Below are 19,141 nucleotides of genomic sequence, written 5' to 3'. Positions count from 1 at the left end.
AGCAACTGATCATGAAAGACGTTATGGACGGCGGGAAACTGGGGGCGTTGCTGGAAGTGGCCGTGGGCAATACGCAATGGCGTACACCCCGGCTCAACGCGCTTGGGCAATGGCTGGAAGCAATCGAGGACAGCGGCCACGCCTTGCAAGCCCTGATGGCAAAAGCGCCCATGGAACAGGAGCAGGCCATACGCTTGTACTGGGCCGACCTGGCGGTGGGTACCCAGCATTCACGTCGAGAGCACGCGCTTGCATTGCGCCGGGTCAATCTGCACAGCAAGGCGCGGTTACTGAGCGTGGTGGGGCTGCTCAGCGAGCCGGCCTTGCAGGCGTTGGAGGACGCGCTAAGTGCCACCCAGGGCAAACAGCCAGCGCTATACGCCATTGGCCTGCGCGCCAGTGATGACAGCCGCGTGATGCTGCCAGGTACCGTGCTGATTGAAACCCCATTGGCTTGCGTGGCCGTTGTGGTCGGGTTGGAGCAGGAAGTCTTTGAATTCGAGAGCCGGGCCCAGGCCGGTCAGGTCTTGCTCGAGCATGTGTTGTCGACGCAGGGCGAGGCGTGGCGCGAACTGATTCGTGCCTTGGCCCCTGCGCCGTGGCGCACCGAGCAATTCGACCGCTATGGCTTGAGTACAATCTTTGGCGCAATCAAGTCGTCGCTTCTGGAGCATGGGCTGGAAGAAGCCATTGGCAATGATCGGCGGGCACACGCCAGCGGCTATCTGCCGTCTTGGGCACAGGTACGCGCCGCACGGTTCGGCGGCGGTTTGCCCGAGGCCTTCACCACGCTCATCAACGCCGCACGGCGTGCCGATGCAGCCCGCCAGCAAGGTTTGATGACCTTCGCCAGCCTGGGGCCAGATACCGCCAGCGCAGGCGTAGAAGAGCGCTTGGCCAGCGCCCAGGAAGCCATTTTTGGCTACATCGGCGAGGACACGGACAGTTACGGGCATAAGCGGTACCGGCAAATACATGCGGCCTTGCAATCGACCCAGGCGAAGGCCCAACGGTTGCTGGCCGAGCTGCCAGGCGGGGGGCTGCCAGCCGATTACTGGGTGCACAAGGATGACAATGGTTTGTCTCGTTTGCGTCAGTGGGTTGCCCTGGCGGGGATTGGGTTGGGGCACGAGGCTCAATTGCAGGTTTACGAGGGTTCGCTGAGCGACGATGCCTTCGCTCTATTGGCCGATGCCATCAGCCAGCCCTCGGCGGCCCAGCGCCAGGCCAGTACAACGCAGGTGCTGGAGGTGGCCGTGGGCGCTGCGCTCTATCATTACCCGCTGCCGGGTGCCGTGATCATCACGCGCCAGGCGGCGCTGCAGGATCCAACAAGCCACTCGGCGGCCTTGTTCTACATGACGGGCAGTGACGGCGGGTTGCGCGAATTCGAGTCGCTTGAGCAGCTGCAAGCTTGCTTGAGCGCGAGCCTGCAGGATCCAGCATTCAACCCGTTGTGGTGGCGCTACTCGCAAAGCTCGCGCCAAGCCATGGCGCGCGGCCCGGGCCTGGGGGCGCAGCCACTGGTCGTGCGCTCGATAGAAGAGGACTGGTTGGAAAGGTGCGTGGCCAACCAAATCGATCATTACCTTGCGCAAGACGCGACGGTACCGGGTCGCTACAGCGACCTTGCCATTGCCCTGACGCTGCCGGTGAACGATGTTCGCGATTTGTCGATCAACCGCATTGCCGAGCAGCGCCGCACCCAGATGCAACTGCAACAACTCCCCGATTGGTTATCGCTGGCGCCCGAGTCGGTTCGTCGTGATTATGGCGAACGTCTGGACACCTACCTGCAAGCGGCGCAAGCGCAAGAGCGCATGCTTGAGGGTGAGCCGACACTGATCCATCTGTTTGCCAGCAAGTTGTTGGCGACGCGACTGAAAGCTGACCTCAAGCGCGACGTCGATCCGGAACAAGTCTTGTTGAAATTGCCAGACCATGTCGAAACCAAAGCCGTGCCCAACGTGCCTTCGCAAGTTCTCAAACCGAGCAAGGCCACGCAACGTTTGAGCCTGGTTGACTTGGCTTTGTTGAATATCGATCGGGCGGTAAGCCTGCGCTTGCAGTTTGCACAATTTATTGACCGCAGCAGCGATCAGCCCTTGGTCATACCGGGCTTGAATAGCGAATACGTGCGCAAGCTGGTGATCGAGCTGGATGTTGCGGCGCAATACCGCGTCAGTGTCTTGCAAACCTTCGGTTTAGGCGGGCGTACTGAGCTTGCGGGTGACGTACGCTCGCAAGTCTTGCTGGCCCCTTACCAGGCGGCCTTGGCTTTGGAAGCCCTTGCCGAGTATCGCCAAGGGCGGCTCAACGAAACGGGTTACCAGGCGTTGTTGCACGCCTCGCAGGCACGAACGCAGTCGTCGTTAACCAGCCCATCGTTCGACCTGCGGCTCGAGGCCGTGACGTTGAGTTTGGGCGGCTCGCAACATGGCCTGCCCAGCAGCCTGGTGCTGATCGAGGAGCGCCGAGCCGGGTTGTTTTTCCTTTATCTGCCTCATGCGCCGCTGGGGGGCGTGTTCATACAGCAGTCCAGCCGTGAGGCCGTCATTGCCAAATTGTTGCTGCGCCTGGGCGAGTCTTTGCTGCTGACTTGGCTGGCCAGCCAAGGTGGCCTGGCCAGCGCTACACCTGAGCGTGAGAGCTACCTGCGCCAGGCGCTGCAGCGGGGCTACAGCGGTTTTCTTGGTTATGTCCCGTTGACGGGCGATATCTGGCCGTTGGCGGCGAGCCAGTTGCAGGCGCGCAAGCAGCGCTTGCTTGGCGAAGCGCTGGCGGTATCACGTAGCCGAGAGCAGGTGCGCGAGGCGTTTCACCAGCAGTTGCTAACGGGGGGCAAGCAATTGCTACTCTCGGGCTTGAGCTACCTGCCGGGCATCGGCACGGCGTTGCAATTGTACGATGGCTGGAATGATGCCTCGGCAGCCGCCAATGCCTTCACGCGCGGCGAAGTGGCGTTGGGGCTGCGGCGTATGGCGTCGGCTGAGTTGAATTTCGGTTTCGCCTTGTTGACCTTTGTTCCAGGTGCGGTAGCGGCCCGCTCGGTGCGCCGTGCGGTGGGCGCGCGGCAGGCGGCAAAAACTTCCCGGCGGCCCATTGATGTCAGGCTCAAAGGCTCTAAGGTCGAGACGTTCAAGGGTTATGAAGTCGATGTCACCCTGGTGGGGGCCAAGGCTCAGGCCGGGGCGGATGCGGGGACGTGGAAGCAGGATGGCAAGCTTTACATTTGGCAGGACTCTCGTGCCTTCGAGGTGTTCCGGCGCCCTGGCGAACAAACCTTGCGGTTACGCCCTACCCAGCAAAAGGGCTATGCACAGCCGGTACGGCTAGGTACCGATGGCAGGTTCGTCGGGCATAGCGACGTGGGTGGCAAGGGCGGCGGGCGCGGGCGTGGCGTGGAAGAGGCTGTCGACGCCCAGGCCGAGACCTTCAAATATGAAATTGACCCTGGGCAACGAGACGTGATGCGCGAAACGCTGCAGGTTGCCGAGCACCGCCCGCGGGTGCTGGATGTGCGTTACGCGCCCATGCAGGGCAGTTCGACCGATGGGCGTTGGGCTGCGGTCTCGGCGTTTTCCCGCCAGCGTGATCTGTTGCTGCAAGACGCTGATGCCTATCTGGCCCGGCAGGTTGTGCCGCCGCGCGTCGAATTGCCCGCCTTGCCTGGCAATGCCTCGCATCGCTCGCTGATCGAGGCGGTGTACGGCAAGGCGGCTGGGTTGGTCATCGGCGAGTCCCACGCACACGTGGGGCCCAAGCGCCTACTGATCGACAACATGGCGATACTCAAGGAACAAGGGGTCAAGACCCTCTACCTGGAGCATTTACTGACCGATCTGGACGGCATTGATTTGAAATCCTTGCACAGCACCGGGCAGATGCCCGCGCGTTTGGCGAAGCACTTGCGGGCCATGGATGAGGGGCATCAAGTGCCGCGCAATCAGCCCTACTCGTTTGAAAATGTGGTGCTAGAAGCCAACCGGCACGGGATTGAAGTCGTGGCCCTGGACTGCGTTGCCAGCTATCGGCTCAAGGGCATGAACTACAGCGGGATGGCTCATCGGCAGCGGATGTTCAGCTTTTACGGCACGCATATCATCAGCGCGCATCAGCAAGCACGCGGCGCCCATAAGTGGGTCGCATTGGTGGGCAACAGCCATTCCAACGTCTATCAAGGCGTGCCAGGTCTTGCCGAGCTAAACCAGGGCATCGGCATTCGTGTGGGCAACCTTGAGCATGGCAAGGCCGCGGTATTGATCGCCGATCCGGGCGAGTACCTGTCAGGCAGGGTGGGCCCAGGTGGCCAGGTCAAGGCCGATCTGCAACTGGATGTCGAGGTGCCGGCCCTGGCGGTTTCCGAATCGGTGTTGCCGGGGGCGGCCAGTAGCCTCAGCCAGTTCACGGCCAGCCCGAGGTTGACGCGAGCCGGTATGTTTTACATCGAGAAAACCGGCACGCAGCGCACCATAGTGCACCTGAGCCGCGATGGCTCTACTTACCGCACGCCCATTACCAAGCATCTGGGCTTCTACGGTGTGTCGCGTGCCAGTTGGGACAAAGTGCATGGGCAAAAATTCTGGACACTGGCAGCCTTGCTCCAAGCGATGGATAAACAGAACCTGACCCACATCCAGCACTGAGGTCTGGCATAGCCAGTTACCGCCTGACCCTTTGGCTGTTTATCCAGGTGGAGCTGCGGCGCGGTTTTTTCCCCCCTAAAGGTCAGAACCAGCCGTCCTGCATGCTCAGGCAGGTGTCGTCCCGGGCTTCCAGTATGGCCAGTTCGTGGGCGCAACTCGGTACTTCCCATGTCAGGAAGTACCGGGCGGCCTGCAATTTGCCCCGGTAAAATGCCTCATCGGCCGGGTTGCCGCGTTGCAGGCCCTGCTCTGCACGGATGGCTTGTTCCAGCCAGCGCCAGCCGATCACGGTGTGCCCAAACACCTTCAGGTACAGCGCCGAGTTGGCGAGCGTGCTGCTCACTTGGCCCTTGCCCAGGTCCGCCAGCAGGCCCAGGGTCACGCTTTGCAGGCGGGCCACCAGCGCTTGCAGGGGTTGGCGCAAGCTCGCCAGCGAATCGTGTGTCTGGGCGCGCTCGCACGTATCGCCAATCAGGCGCAGCAGTTGCTTAAGCCCGGCGCCTGAGTTTTGCGCCAGTTTGCGGCCCAGCAAGTCCAGCGATTGGATGCCGTGGGTGCCTTCGTGGATCGGGTTCAGGCGGTTGTCGCGATAGTACTGCTCTACCGGGTATTCGCGCGTATAGCCATGGCCCCCGAGGATCTGGATCGCCAGTTCGTTGGCCTTCAGGCAAAACTCGGAAGGCCAGGACTTGACGATGGGCGTCAGTAGGTCGAGCAACTCGAGGGCCTGTTTGCGACTGTCCTCGGTGTCGCCGGTAACGCTATCGTCGAACAGGCGCGACGCGTACAGCGCCAGGTCGAAGGCCCCTTCCACGTAAGCTTTTTGGGTCAGCAACATGCGCTTGACGTCGGCATGCTGGATGATCGACACCGGCGCGGTGGTCGGGTCCTTGCTGTCGGGCAGGCGGCCTTGCGGGCGCTCGCGGGCGTACTCCAGGGAATACAGGTAGCCCGAGTAACCGAGCATCACTGCGCCCAGGCCGACGCCAATGCGCGCCTCGTTCATCATTTGGAACATGTAGCTCAGGCCATGGTGCGGTTTGCCGACCAGATAGCCAACACACTCGCCTTTATCGCCGAAATTAAGCGCCGTGGAGGTGGTGCCGCGCCAGCCCATCTTGTGGAACAACCCGGCCAGCAACACGTCGTTGCGTTGGCCCAGGCTGCCATCGTCGTTAACCAGATACTTGGGCACGATAAACAGTGAAATGCCTTTCACCCCGGCCGGTGCCCCCGGCAGTTTGGCCAACACCATGTGCACGATGTTTTCCGACAATGGGTGGTCGCCACCGGAAATAAAAATCTTGTTGCCCTTGAGGCGATAGGTACCGTCGTCCTGGGGTTCGGCGCGGGTGCGAATGTCTGATAGCGAGGAACCTGCATGGGGTTCGGTCAATGCCATGGTGCCGAAGAAGCGCCCTTCGATCATCGGTTGCAGGAAGCGTTGTTTTTGCTCGTCGCTGCCAAAACTTTCCAGCAGGTTGGCGGCGCCCATGGTCAGGAAAGGGTACGAGGTAGAGGCCGCGTTGGCCGCCTGGAAGTGCGCGAAGCAAGCTTGTGACAGCAGCGTCGGCAACTGCATGCCACCGGCGTCGAAGTCGCGCGAGGCGTTGAGAAAACCCGCCTCCAGGAACGCATCCACCGCGGGTTTGACCTCGGGAATCAGGATCGCTTCGCCGTTCTCATAGCGCGGTTCGTTCTCATCGTTTTTGCGATTGTGCGGGGCAAAGTACTTCTCGGCGATGCTGCGCGCCGTGCCAATGGCAGCGTCGAACGTCTCGCGGCTGTGCTCGGCAAAGCGCTCGCGCTGGGTCAGGGCTTCGGCGTCCAGCACCTCATAGAGTTACGAAAGCCAGGTTGCGGGAGCTGAGCAGGGTCTCGGACATGACAGGGCACCTTTTGAGTTATGGGCCGAGTCTAGAAGCCCGCGCGCCAAGTGCCTACCAAGATTGACGCGAGTGATAAAACCAAAAAACCGCAGCCAACGCTTGTTGGCTGCGGTCCGGTTACTGCGTGATGCCGTTACCCGATGGTCATCAGGTTGGCATTACCACCCGCTGCCGCCGTGTTCACGCTCAGGGCTCGCTCGATCACCAGGCGTTCCAGCGCGATGTTGGTTTCGCCTTGGGACAAGCCCTGCACGCCGACGATGGCGCCGGCACGCTTGGCGATCTGCTGGCACACCGCGCGCAGTTGGTCTGAGTCGCCGTGGTGGATGACGGCGTCGAACGCCACGTCGTCCTTGGCCCACTCGGCCACCAGTTGGATGCGCGCTTGCACTTCCTTCGGCAGGCGGTTGCGCAGGGTTTTACACAGTTCGCTCTCGGTCCATACCGCGTGGCTGCCCACGGCCAGCACGGCAGCCAGTTGGCTGAGCAGGTCGGCTTCGACTTCGGCCAGGCACAGCACGTGTTCGCGCGGCAGGATGGCGTAGCTGTTGCGCTCGCCGGTTGGGCCGGTGAGCACGCGGCTCACACCGCTCTGCGATTGCTGGGCGAATTGTGCGCACAGCTCGGCCAATGCGCCGTGCTGGTTGCTGCCAGCCCAGGCCTGCAAGGCTTGGGCTGGCTTGGCCATGGCATCACGCAGGCGCACGTCCGGGGCGTTGGCGGCGTCGGACGCCTGGAAGGTGCGTTCGATGGCGTCCTCCGGGCGGGTCGCCAGCAAGCGATAAAGGTACAGCGGGCCGCCGGCTTTCGGGCCGGTGCCAGACAGGCCTTCGCCGCCGAACGGCTGCACGCCGACCACGGCGCCGACGATGTTGCGGTTCACGTAGACGTTACCGGCGTTGACGTTATCCACCACTTTGGCGATGGTTTCGTCGATGCGGGTGTGCACGCCCAGGGTCAGGCCGTAGCCGGAGGCATTGATCTGTTCGATCAACTGGTCCAGTTCCTTGCGCTTGTAGCGCACCACGTGCAGCACCGGGCCGAAGATCTCGCGTTGCAGCTCGTCAAAGCTTTCCAGCTCGATCAGGGTCGGCGTCACGTAGGTGCCGCGCTTGATTTCCTCGGCGTTGGCGATGGCCATCTGGTACACGCTACGGCCCTTGTCGCGCATGCCCTGGATGTGTTTCTCGATGCCAGCACGGGCTTCGGCGTCGATCACCGGGCCAATGTCCACGTTCAAGCGCTCGGGGTTGCCCAGGCGCGATTCGGCCATGGCGCCCTTGAGCATTTCGATCACGCGGTCGGCCGAGTCTTCTTGCAGGCACAGCACGCGCAGGGCCGAGCAACGCTGGCCCGCACTGTCGAAGGCCGAGGAAACCACGTCGATGACCACTTGCTCGGTGAGTGCCGAGGAGTCGACGATCATGGCGTTCTGGCCGCCGGTTTCGGCGATCAGCGGGATCGGCCGGCCCTGAGAGTCCAGGCGCCCGGCGATGTTGCGTTGCAGCAAGCGCGCGACTTCGGTGGAACCGGTGAACATCACGCCTTTGACGCGCTCGTCACCCACCAGCCGCGCACCGACGGTTTCGCCACGGCCTGGCAACAGTTGCACCACGCCTTCCGGGATGCCGGCTTCCAGCAGCAGGCGCACGGCCTGGGCCGCGACCAGCGGGGTTTGCTCGGCCGGTTTGGCCAGTACCGGGTTGCCGGCGGCCAGTGCTGCGGCTACTTGGCCACTGAAGATCGCCAGCGGGAAGTTCCACGGGCTGATGCACACCACCGGGCCCAACGGGCGGTGGGCGTCATTGCTGAAGTCGTTGCGTGCCTGCACCGCGTAGTAACGCAGGAAATCCACGGCTTCACGCACTTCGGCGATGGCGTTGGCGAAGGTCTTGCCAGCTTCGCGGGCCAGCAGGCCCATCAACGGCTGGATCTCGGCCTCCATCAGGTCGGCGGCGCGCTCCAGGATTGCGGCGCGCTCGGCCGGCGGGGTGGCCTGCCAGATCGGGCCGTTGCTCATGGCGCAGAGGATGGCGTTGTCGACATCTTCCACCGTGGCTTCCTGGACGTGGCCGACCACGTCGCGCAGGTCGGCCGGGTTCAATACCGGTTGCGCGGGCTCGTTGCTGGACGGGCAGCCGAGCATCGGCACGGCTTTCCAGTCGTTGTGCGCAGTGGCCAGCAAAGCGCAGCTCAGCGAGGCCAGGCGATGTTCGTTGGCCAGGTCGATGCCGGCCGAGTTGGCCCGCTCGCTGCCGTACAAGTCACGCGGCAACGGGATGCGCGGGTGTGGCAGGCCGAATCCGCCTTCCTGGGTGGCCATCTGCTCGATGGTGCTCACCGGGTCGGCGACCAGTTCCTGGATGGATATGGACTGGTCGGCAATGCGGTTGACGAACGAGGTGTTGGCGCCGTTTTCCAGCAGGCGCCGCACCAGGTAGGCCAGCAGCGTTTCATGGGTGCCAACCGGTGCGTACACGCGGCACGGACGGTTCAGCTTGCCGTCGGCGACCTTGCCTACCACCTGTTCGTACAGTGGCTCGCCCATGCCATGCAGGCACTGGAACTCGTACTGGCCCGGGTAGTAGTTCTGCCCGGCGATGTGGTAGATGGCCGACAGGGTGTGGGCGTTGTGCGTGGCGAACTGCGGGTAGATGACTTCTGGCACTGACAGCAGCTTGCGTGCGCAGGCAATGTAGGACACGTCGGTGTACACCTTGCGGGTATACACCGGGTAGCCTTCCAGGCCGTCGATTTGGGCGCGCTTGATCTCGCTGTCCCAATAGGCGCCCTTCACCAGGCGGATCATCAGGCGATGGCGGCTGCGGCGGGCCAGGTCGATGACGTAGTCGATCACGTATGGGCAACGCTTCTGGTACGCCTGGATGACAAAGCCGATGCCGTTCCAGCCGGTCAGTTGCGGCTCGAAGCACAGGCGCTCCAGCAGGTCGAGCGACAGCTCCAGGCGGTCGGCTTCCTCGGCGTCGATGTTCAGGCCGATGTCGTACTGCTTGGCCAACAAGGTCAGCGACAGCAGGCGCGGGTACAGCTCGTCCATCACGCGTTCGTACTGGGCGCGGCTGTAGCGCGGGTGCAGCGCCGACAGCTTGATCGAGATGCCCGGCCCTTCATAGATGCCACGGCCGTGGGAGGCCTTGCCGATCGAGTGGATGGCTTGCTCGTACGACGCCAGGTACTTCTGGGCATCGTGCTCGGTGAGTGCGGCTTCACCGAGCATGTCGTAGGAATAGCGAAAGCCCTTTGCTTCGAACTTGCTGGCATTGGCCAGGGCCTCGGCGATGGTTTCGCCGGTGACGAACTGCTCGCCCATCAGGCGCATGGCCATGTCGACGCCCTTGCGGATCATCGGTTCGCCGCTTTTGCCGATGATGCGGCTGAGCGAGGAGGTCAGGCCGGCCTCGTTATGGGTGGCGACCAGCTTACCGGTCAACAGCAGGCCCCAGGTGGCGGCGTTGACGAACAGCGATGGGCTGTTGCCCAGGTGCGGCTGCCAGTTGCCGTTGCTGATCTTGTCGCGGATAAGTGCGTCGCGGGTGCCTTTGTCGGGAATGCGCAGCAGCGCTTCGGCCAGGCACATCAGTGCCACGCCTTCCTGGGACGACAGCGAGAATTCCTGCAGCAGACCCTGGACGATGCCGGCCCGGCCGCCGGCGTTCTTCTGGTTGCGCAGTTTTTCAGCAATGCTGGCGGCCAGCTTGTTGGTGGCCTCGCCCATGGCAAGCGGCAAGCGTGCCTGCTCCAGCAGCATCGGCACTACCTCCGGCTCTGGCCGGCGGTAGGCGCCCGTGATGGCTGCGCGCAGCACCGATTGCGGCAGGATGCTTTCGGCGAACTCCAGGAAGCACTGGTGGCTGTGATCCGGCTGTACTTCGCCCGAATCGTCGATGCCATGGCCCGCCTGGCCATTGAGCTCCGGCAGGGTTGCACCACCCTCGAGTTTTTCCAGGTAATTGAAAATCGCCTGTTTGATCAGCCAGTGCGGCGTACGGTCGATGGACTGTGCTGCCGTCTTCAGCCGCTCGCGGGTCGGGTCGTCAAGTTTGACCCCAAGGGTGGTCGTTGCCAATTTCTTGTCCTCATCAAGGCCACACAAGCGTGGCAGTAAAGCTGGCGGCAAGATTAGCCGTTGCCTCATGTTGGGTGCAACCAGGTGCAACCTTAAAATCTTGAAATAATTTAACCTGCCGTCAGAAAAAAACATCGGTGTGGTTAATCTGCACACACACGGTGCGTTCATCCCCTGAAATCGGTGAATTTGCTCCCAAAGGAAGCACAAACCCTGCTGGTTGGCAGAAGTAATTCAAGGTGCAACTACCTTGCCAGAAAGGTTGCGCCTGCTTCTATTTAGCCAGTAGCATGCGCGACCCAGGTGCAACCTCTGCCAACCATAAAAACAACCGGGAGTCATACAGTGAGCGTCAGCAACCCTACGTTGATCACCTTCGTGATCTACATCGCCGCCATGGTCCTGATCGGGCTGATGGCGTACCGCGCAACCAACAACCTCTCGGACTACATCCTCGGTGGGCGCAGCCTCGGCAGCGTGGTCACCGCGTTGTCTGCAGGCGCCTCGGACATGAGCGGCTGGCTGCTGATGGGCCTGCCCGGCGCGATCTACATGTCGGGCCTGTCGGAAAGCTGGATTGCCATCGGCCTTGTCATCGGCGCCTACCTGAACTGGCTGTTCGTGGCCGGTCGCCTGCGGGTGCAAACCGAGCATTGTGGTGATGCACTGACCCTGCCGGATTACTTCGCCAGCCGCTTCGAAGACCACAGCGGGCTGCTGCGTATCATTTCGGCCATCGTGATCCTGGTGTTTTTCACCATCTACTGTGCCTCCGGTATCGTTGCCGGTGCCCGTCTGTTCGAAAGCACATTCGGCATGAGCTACGAAACCGCCCTGTGGGCCGGTGCGGCGGCAACCATCGCCTACACCTTTGTCGGTGGCTTCCTGGCGGTCAGTTGGACGGATACCGTGCAGGCCACGCTGATGATCTTCGCCCTGATCCTCACGCCGATCGTGGTCATGCTGGCAACCGGTGGCATCGATACCACCTTCCTTGCCATCGAGGCCAAGGACCCGACGAACTTCGACATGCTGAAGAACACCACTTTCATCGGCATCATCTCGCTGATGGGCTGGGGCCTGGGCTATTTCGGCCAGCCGCACATCCTGGCGCGGTTCATGGCCGCGGACTCGGTGAAATCTATCGCCAAGGCCCGACGCATCTCCATGACCTGGATGATCCTGTGCCTGGGCGGCACCGTGGCGGTGGGCTTTTTCGGCATCGCCTATTTTTCCGCGCACCCCGAGTTTGCCGCTGCCGTGAATGAAAACCACGAGCGGGTGTTCATCGAGCTGGCGAAGATTCTCTTCAACCCGTGGGTGGCCGGCGTACTGCTGTCGGCGATCCTGGCGGCAGTGATGAGTACCCTGAGCTGCCAACTGCTGGTGTGCTCCAGTGCCCTGACCGAAGACTTCTACAAGACCTTCCTGCGCAAGGGTGCTTCCCAGGTTGAGTTGGTATGGGTGGGCCGTGCCATGGTGCTGCTGGTGGCTTTGGTGGCCATTGTGCTGGCGGCCAATCCGGAAAACCGTGTACTGGGCCTGGTGAGCTACGCTTGGGCCGGCTTTGGTGCGGCATTCGGGCCGGTGGTGCTGATCTCGGTGCTGTGGAAGGGCATGACCCGCAATGGCGCGTTGGCCGGGATCCTGGTGGGCGCCATCACGGTGATCGTCTGGAAGCAACTGAACCTGCTGGGGCTGTACGAAATCATCCCGGGCTTTATCTTCGCCAGCGTTGCCATCGTGCTGGTCAGCCTGCTGGGCCGCGGCCCTTCGACTGCGATGCTGTCGCGTTTCGAGGCGGCAGAGGCGGCGTACCACACCGGCAAATGATCGGTTGCCCGGCCCGCAGCCTTTGGCTGGCGGGCCGGACAGGGTAAACTTGCTGCACTTGCAGGAGTTGCCATGAACTATCGTCACGCCTTCCACGCCGGCAACCATGCCGACGTCTTCAAACACATCGTCCTTACCCGCCTGATTGCCTTGATGTCGCGCAAGGAGCAGCCGTTCGCCTACCTGGATACCCATGCCGGGCTAGGCCTGTATGACCTGGGCGGCGACCAGGCCAACCGCACGGGCGAGTACCTCGAAGGCATCGCCCGCCTATGGCAGGCCGATGACCTGCCCGCCGTGGCGGCGGACTACCTGAAGGTGCTGCGCGACATGAACCCGGATGGCCAGTTACGCTATTACCCGGGTTCTCCGGAACTGGCGCGGCGCCTGACCCGGCACAACGATCGCGTGCTGCTCAACGAAAAACACCCGGAAGACGGCCGTCTGCTGAAAGAAAACATGAAGGGCGACCGCCGCGTGGCCGTGCACTTGGGCGAAGGCTGGCACGTGCCACGGGCGCTGTTGCCGGTGCCGGAAAAACGCGCATTGATGTTGATCGACCCGCCGTTCGAACAGCTCGATGAAATGCAGCGTTGCGCCAAGGCCCTGAAAGAAGCCATCGGCCGCATGCGCCAGACGGTGGCGGCAATCTGGTACCCGGTCAAAGACCAGCGCGCACTCAAGCGTTTCTATCAGGATTTGGCCGGCAGCGGCGCGCCCAAGCTGTTGCGGGTGGAATTGCTGGTGCATCCGTTGGATACGCCCAGCAGCCTGAACGGCTCGGGCATGGCGATTGCCAACCCGCCCTGGGGTTTGGAAGAGGAGTTGCGCGAGCTGCTGCCATGGTTGTCCAAGCAGCTGGGGCAAACCCAGGGTGGTTGGCAGATGGATTGGTTGATCGCGGAATGAATCAAACCCCACTGTAGGAGCGGATTTATCCGCGAAACGTACGCTGCGGTGTATCAGGCAAACCGCGTTGAGCGTTTCGCGGATTAATCCGCTCCTACTGGGTTAGCGATTCAGTGACGGCGGCAAGCAAACGCCGGTGCCGCCCAGGCCGCAATACCCTTCGGGGTTCTTGGCCAGGTACTGCTGGTGGTACGCCTCGGCGTAGTAGAACGCCGGCGCCATGGCGATCTCGGTAGTGATCGGGCCCAAACCGGCTTTTTCCAGTTCTTTTTGGAACAGTTCGCTGCTGTCGGTGGCCGCGTCGAACTGCTCGTCATCGAAGCAATACAGCGCAGAACGGTATTGGGTGCCGATGTCGCCACCCTGGCGCATGCCTTGGGTCGGGTTGTGGGCTTCCCAGAATTGTTTCAGCAGGGCTTCGTAGCTGGTTTTCTTCGGATCGAACACCACCAGGACCACTTCGGTATGGCCCGTCAGGCCCGAGCAGGTTTCTTCGTAGGTGGGGTTGGGGGTAAAGCCACCGGCATAGCCAACGGCGGTGGTGTACACGCCTGGCTGTTGCCACAGCAGGCGTTCGGCACCCCAGAAACAGCCCAGCCCGAACAATGCTTGCTCCATGCCGGCGGGGAAGGGGCCTACCAGCGGGTTGCCGTTGACGAAGTGTTCTGCCGGCACGGTCATGGGCGACTCGCGGCCCGGCAGGGCTTGTTGGGCAGTGGGCAGTACGTTCTTGTTCACCAGGATCTCCGAGCGCAGGACCATAAAGCATTCCTCACGTGGGGTGTTGTCGATAGCCCGACAGTGTGCCCGAGTGTCGCCCGGCTGTCAGGCCATTGGTCCGCGTGGGTAGCGTTTAAGCTGCACAATCAGCTCGCCGCCCGGAATGGGGCGGTCGAACAGGTAGCCCTGGCCGACGTCGCACCGGTGGCGACGGAGGAAGTTCAGCTGCTCGGCGGTCTCGATGCCTTCGGCTACCACCTTGAGCTTGAGGTTGTGGGCCATGGCGATTACCGCCGAAGTGATCTCCATGTCGTCCTGGTTGTCCGGGATTTCGTGGATGAAGCTGCGGTCGATCTTGATGATGTCGATCGGGAATTTTTTCAGGTAGCTGAGCGACGAATAGCCGGTGCCGAAGTCGTCCATGGCCAAGGTCAGGCCCAGTTGCTTGAGCTGGTCGAGTTGCTGGTGGGTGTCGTCGGTGGCTTCCAGCAGCAGGCCTTCGGTGAGCTCCAGCTCCAGCAGCGTCGCGGGCAGTTGTTCTTCCTTGAGGATGTTGGCGATCGAGGCCACCAGGTCAGGGTCGGAGAACTGCTTGGGCGACAGGTTGATGGCCACCTGCAAGTTGCCCATGCCGGCGGCGGTCAGTTGTTTGCTCATGCGGCAGGCCTGGCGGGCGATCCATTTGCCGATCGGGATGATCAGGCCGGTTTCCTCTGCCACGCTGATGAACTGGTCGGGGCGGATCATGCCCTTTTCCGGGTGGTTCCAGCGCAGCAGCGCTTCCATGCCCAGCAATCGCCCGCTGCGCAGGCACAGCTTGGGCTGGTAGAACACTTCCAGCTCGTTCTGGGTCAGGGCGCGGCGCAGGTTGTTTTCCACGAACAGCTTGTAACTGGCCTCGGCATTCAACGCCTCGGTGAACACCTGCACCTGATGCTTGCCGTTGGCCTTGGCCTTGTGCAGCGCAAGGCCTGCGTTTTTCATCAGGGTTTGCGGGTCACGGCCATGGATCGGCGCGCAGGCCAGGCCCACGGAGCCGGTCACGCTGATCAACTGGTTGTCGACGAACATCGGCTTGTCGAGGGTTTTGAGCACTTGCACGGCAATCTGCTGGCCGGCCTCAAGGTCGGTGTCGTCGAGCAGCACGGCAAATTCGTTACTGGCAAAGCGCGCCAGGCTGCCGCTGGGGTTCAGGCTATTGCGCAGGCGCCGGGCCAGGCTGATCAGCAGCTTGTCACCGGTCTGGTGGCCGAGGCTGTCGTTGATCCGCTTGAAGTTGTCGATGTCTACCAGCAGCAGGCTGATCGGGGTGTCGTTGTCGCGGGCAAAACGTTCATCCAGGTTACGGATGAACGCCGGGCGGTTGCCCAGGCTGGTCAGGTTGTCGGTGTAGGCCAGCCGTTCGATGCGTTGTTGCGCCAGTTTGCTCTGGGTGATGTCTTCGTAAATGCCGATGTAGTGGGTCAACTCGCGGTTGTCGCCGTACACCTTGGAAATCGAAAGCTGGCCCCAGTAGGGTTCCAGGTTTTTGCGCCGGCTTTTGAACTCGCCCTGCCAACTGTTGCTGTTGGCAAGGCTTGAGGGCGCGTCGAACAGCATGCCGCTGAGGTTTTCCAGCGCCGGCAGTTCCGACAGTTTGTAGCCGTGGACTTCTTCGGTGCTGTACTGGGTGATCGCGGTAAAACTGGGGTTGACGTACTCCACCACCCCCTCGTAGTTCACCAGCAAAAAGGCGTTGGCGCTTTGCTCGACCGCACGCTGGAACAGGTGCAGGGCGCTGGTGGCGGTGCGCCGGTTGTGATTGTTGATCACTTGGGCGAACTGGTCGGCCAACTCGCCGGCAAATGCCACTTCATCGGACTGCCATGGCCGGGTCAGGCCGGTCTGTTCCAGGCAGAGCACGCCTACCACCTGGCCGTCGACGCGGATACTGGCGTCCAGGATCGCGTTGATGTCTCGCGAGCGCAAGCTCTCGGCCATCTCATGGGTGCGCGGGTCCAGGGTGGCGTTGTTCACGTCCACGGCGCGGCTGGTGTGCAGCGCCTCCAGGTAGTCGGGGTAGAAACTGACGTCGATCGGCTCGGGGTAGCGATACTCCTGGCGCACATGGTCGTAGGCGGCGATCGGCTCCAGGCGCTGCTCGATCAGGTTCCAGATGCTGGCGCTGTCGATGTCGTAGATTTCGCAGGCGTTGCGAGTAATCAGTTGCGCCGCTTCCAGCAGGGGGTTGTTGGTGCTGTAGCGCTGGCGCGCCAGGCGCAAAATCAGGTTTTGCTGGGCACGCACCCGGTCCAGGTGCTGCAACTGCTCTTGCTGGGCTATCTGGTTTTGTTCCAGGGCGATCTGCAGGCGGTTGTTCTGGGTTTCAAGGTCTGTGGCACCCAGTGCATGGGCCACGCCTTGCATGCCTTCGACCACCAGCAGGTAGCCCCGCAACAGCTGGCGATTGTGCTGTTTGAACGGCTCGCCCACTTCCAGCAGGCTGAGCGGGCCCTCGGTGGTGTGCAGGGTGTAGTGGATCAGGTAGCAGGGGCGGGTCGCCAGTTGCAATTGGATGGAATCATGCAACTTGTAGCGGGCCTCTGGCTCCATCAGGCTGGCGTAGGGCGAGCCCACCAGCGCGCACAGCTCCGCTGCGGGCAGGCCGAACTGGCGCTCGCAGTTTGGATCAAGAAACAACAAGGCCCAATTAGCCTCGTTCAGCCGCTCGAAACGCAGCATGCCGAGCCGTGAGGGCACCGGTAATTGCGTCACGACCTCGGCCGCCATACGGCTGGCAGCATCGGGTTGGCTTTTCATGGAGAGCTCGCTTCAAGAATGCTGGTCGCGCCTAGGGGTGCCCCGACTACTAAGCGTGGGGCAAGGTTGCATCATGCGGCTCAGGCTTACAAGTACTACAGTGGCTCTGTGCCTCTATCCTATCGGCAGGCAATCGAAAATCTGAAGCCGATGAGCCTCAGTAGGAGCGGATTCATCCGCGAAAGGTCCGCTGCGGGGCTCCAGGTACAGGGTTGTGGTTTTTTGCCGGGCAAAAAAAGCCCCGCCAAATTGGCGGGGTTGAGGTACGAGCGTGGCAGCTCGAAAAACCGGTAGCGTTGCCCCCTTCGCTAGAAGGGGGCAGTGCAGCATTACAACAGCATGGTGCGGATGTCGGTCAGCAGGTCGCCCAGCCGCTTGGTGAAGCGTGCGGCGGCGGCGCCGTTGATCACACGGTGATCGTAGGACAGCGACAGTGGCAGCATCAGTTTCGGCTGGAAGGCTTTGCCGTCCCAGACTGGCTGGATGGTGGCCTTGGAAACACCCAGGATCGCCACTTCCGGCGCGTTGACGATCGGCGTGAAGCCGGTGCCGCCAATGTGGCCGAGGCTGGAAATGGTGAAGCAGGCGCCCTGCATGTCGTCGGCCGAGAGCTTTTTGGTCCGGGCTTTTTCAGCCAGGGCCGCAGCTTCGGCAGCCAGTTGCAACAGGCTCTTCTGGTCGACGTTCTTGATGACCGGTACCAGCAGGCCTTCAGGGGTGTCGACCGCGAAGCCGATGTTCACGTATTTCTTGCGGATGATCGCCTTGCCGCTTGGGGCCAGCGAGGCGTTGAAGTCCGGCAGCTCCTTGAGCAGGTGGGCGCAGGCCTTGAGCAGCAATGGCAATACGGTCAGCTTGACGCCAGCCTTCTCGGCCACGGCTTTCTGCGCAACGCGGAAAGCTTCCAGCTCGGTGATGTCGGCCTGGTCGAACTGGGTGACGTGAGGCACGTTCAGCCAGCTGCGGTGCAGGTTAGTGGCGCCAGCCTGCATCAGGCGGGTCATCGGCACTTCTTCGATTTCGCCGAAACGGCTGAAATCCACCACCGGGATCGGTGGGATACCAGCGCCGCCAGTTGCGCCTGCAGCAGCGGCAGGTGCTTCCTTGGCCTTGGTCATGATGGCTTTGACGTACGCCTGCACGTCTTCCTTCAGCACGCGACCGTGCGGGCCGGTAGCGCCGACAGCGCTCAGCTCGACACCAAACTCGCGGGCCAGTTGGCGGACCGCAGGGCCGGCGTGGACCTTGGCGCCCGATGCGGCAGCTGGAGCTGCTGCCGGGGCCGGCGCCGCTTGTGCCTTGGCCGGTGCGGCGGCAGGTGCAGCTGCCGGTGCGGCAGCTGCTTGCGCAGGGGCCGCGGCTGGGGCTGCGCCGGCTACTTTCAGCTTGAGGATCATGTCGCCGGTGCCGACTTCGTCGTCCAGCTTGACACTGATGCTCTCGACCACGCCTGCTGCGGGAGACGGGATCTCCATGCTGGCCTTGTCCGATTCCAGGGTGATCAGCGATTGATCAACTTCGACACTGTCGCCGACCTTGACCGACAGCTCGATGATCTTGGCCTTGCCCGACGAGCCGATGTCCGGCACGTGGATGTCTTGCACGCTGGGGGCTGCAGGCGCAGCGGCCGGCGCCGGGGCTGCAGGTGCAGCAGCCTGGGCCGGTGCGGCGGCTGGGGCTGCGCCCGCAACCTTCAGCACCAGGATCAGGTCGCCGGTACCCACTTCGTCGTTCAGCTTGACCGAGATGCTCTCGACCACGCCGGCCTCTGGAGAAGGGATCTCCATGCTGGCCTTGTCCGACTCCAGGGTGATCAGCGATTGATCAGCGGCAACGGTATCGCCGACCTTGACCGAAATCTCGATGATCTGGGCCTTGCCCGACGAGCCGATGTCCGGCACGTGGATGTCTTTGCTCGCGGCGGCCGCTGGGGCTGCTGCCGGTGCTGCGGCAGCCGGGGCTGGCGCAGCTTCGGCCTTGGCGGCAGGCGCAGGCGCGGCCGCCGCTGGCGCCTGGGCGGCGCCCTCGACTTCCAGCTCCAGCAGTTCGTCGCCTTCTTTCAGGCGGTCGCCCAGCTTCACTTTCAAGCTTTTGATGATGCCCGCTTTCGGCGCCGGCACTTCCATGCTGGCCTTGTCCGATTCCAGCGTCAGGATGCTCTGGTCGGCTTCGATACGGTCGCCGACCTTCACAAACAGTTCGATTACTTCACCTTCACCGCTGCCGATGTCAGGTACGCGAATGAGTTCGCTCACAAA

7 protein-coding genes and 1 pseudogene are annotated in these 19,141 nt (G+C 62.4%); 3 read left to right on the top strand and 5 right to left on the bottom strand.

All coding sequences use genetic code 11. From position 1 onward, the window contains the following. The first annotated feature begins 11 nt into the window (after positions 1-11). A complete protein-coding gene (locus L9B60_RS09285) occupies positions 12-4,646 on the top strand; it encodes a membrane-targeted effector domain-containing toxin (protein ID WP_249678191.1) in 4,635 nt (1,544 codons plus the stop codon). An 82-nt stretch (positions 4,647-4,728) separates the two neighbouring features. Here L9B60_RS09285 and L9B60_RS09280 read toward each other — a convergent pair. Then, positions 4,729-6,532, bottom strand: a pseudogene (locus L9B60_RS09280) (acyl-CoA dehydrogenase). Positions 6,533-6,668: 136 nt separating this feature from the next. Then, positions 6,669-10,622, bottom strand: a complete 3,954-nt coding sequence (gene putA / locus L9B60_RS09275) for a trifunctional transcriptional regulator/proline dehydrogenase/L-glutamate gamma-semialdehyde dehydrogenase (RefSeq protein ID WP_249678190.1) — start codon at positions 10,620-10,622, stop codon at positions 6,669-6,671. A 345-nt stretch (positions 10,623-10,967) separates the two neighbouring features. Between putA and putP the strand changes: the two genes are divergently transcribed. Continuing rightward, positions 10,968-12,455, top strand: a complete 1,488-nt coding sequence (gene putP / locus L9B60_RS09270; RefSeq protein ID WP_249678189.1) for a sodium/proline symporter PutP — start codon at positions 10,968-10,970, stop codon at positions 12,453-12,455. A 72-nt stretch (positions 12,456-12,527) separates the two neighbouring features. After that, complete coding sequence (locus tag L9B60_RS09265) at positions 12,528-13,364, top strand: 23S rRNA (adenine(2030)-N(6))-methyltransferase RlmJ (RefSeq protein WP_249678188.1); 837 nt, start codon at positions 12,528-12,530, stop codon at positions 13,362-13,364. A 102-nt stretch (positions 13,365-13,466) separates the two neighbouring features. Here the strand turns inward: L9B60_RS09265 and msrA are convergent, their stop codons facing one another. The 3 genes from msrA to aceF all read right to left on the bottom strand — a co-directional run bounded on the left by msrA (position 13,467) and on the right by aceF (position 19,138). Then, positions 13,467-14,126 (bottom strand): peptide-methionine (S)-S-oxide reductase MsrA, encoded by a 660-nt coding sequence (msrA, locus tag L9B60_RS09260; RefSeq protein ID WP_249678187.1) that lies wholly within the window; start codon positions 14,124-14,126, stop codon positions 13,467-13,469. A 63-nt stretch (positions 14,127-14,189) separates the two neighbouring features. Then, complete coding sequence (locus L9B60_RS09255; RefSeq protein WP_249678186.1) at positions 14,190-16,883, bottom strand: putative bifunctional diguanylate cyclase/phosphodiesterase; 2,694 nt, start codon at positions 16,881-16,883, stop codon at positions 14,190-14,192. A gap of 329 nt (positions 16,884-17,212) precedes the next feature. Next, the gene (aceF, locus tag L9B60_RS09250) at positions 17,213-19,138 is read right to left on the bottom strand and encodes a dihydrolipoyllysine-residue acetyltransferase (RefSeq protein ID WP_249678185.1); all 1,926 of its coding nucleotides are present in this window, start codon (positions 19,136-19,138) and stop codon (positions 17,213-17,215) included. Between the last annotated feature and the right edge of the window lie 3 nt (positions 19,139-19,141).

Origin of the sequence: Pseudomonas abieticivorans (genome assembly GCF_023509015.1) — a bacterium.
Lineage (GTDB): Bacteria > Pseudomonadota > Gammaproteobacteria > Pseudomonadales > Pseudomonadaceae > Aquipseudomonas > Aquipseudomonas abieticivorans.
The sequence above is the reverse complement of the archived record's forward strand: the minus strand, read 5'-3'. Positions and strand labels throughout refer to the sequence as shown.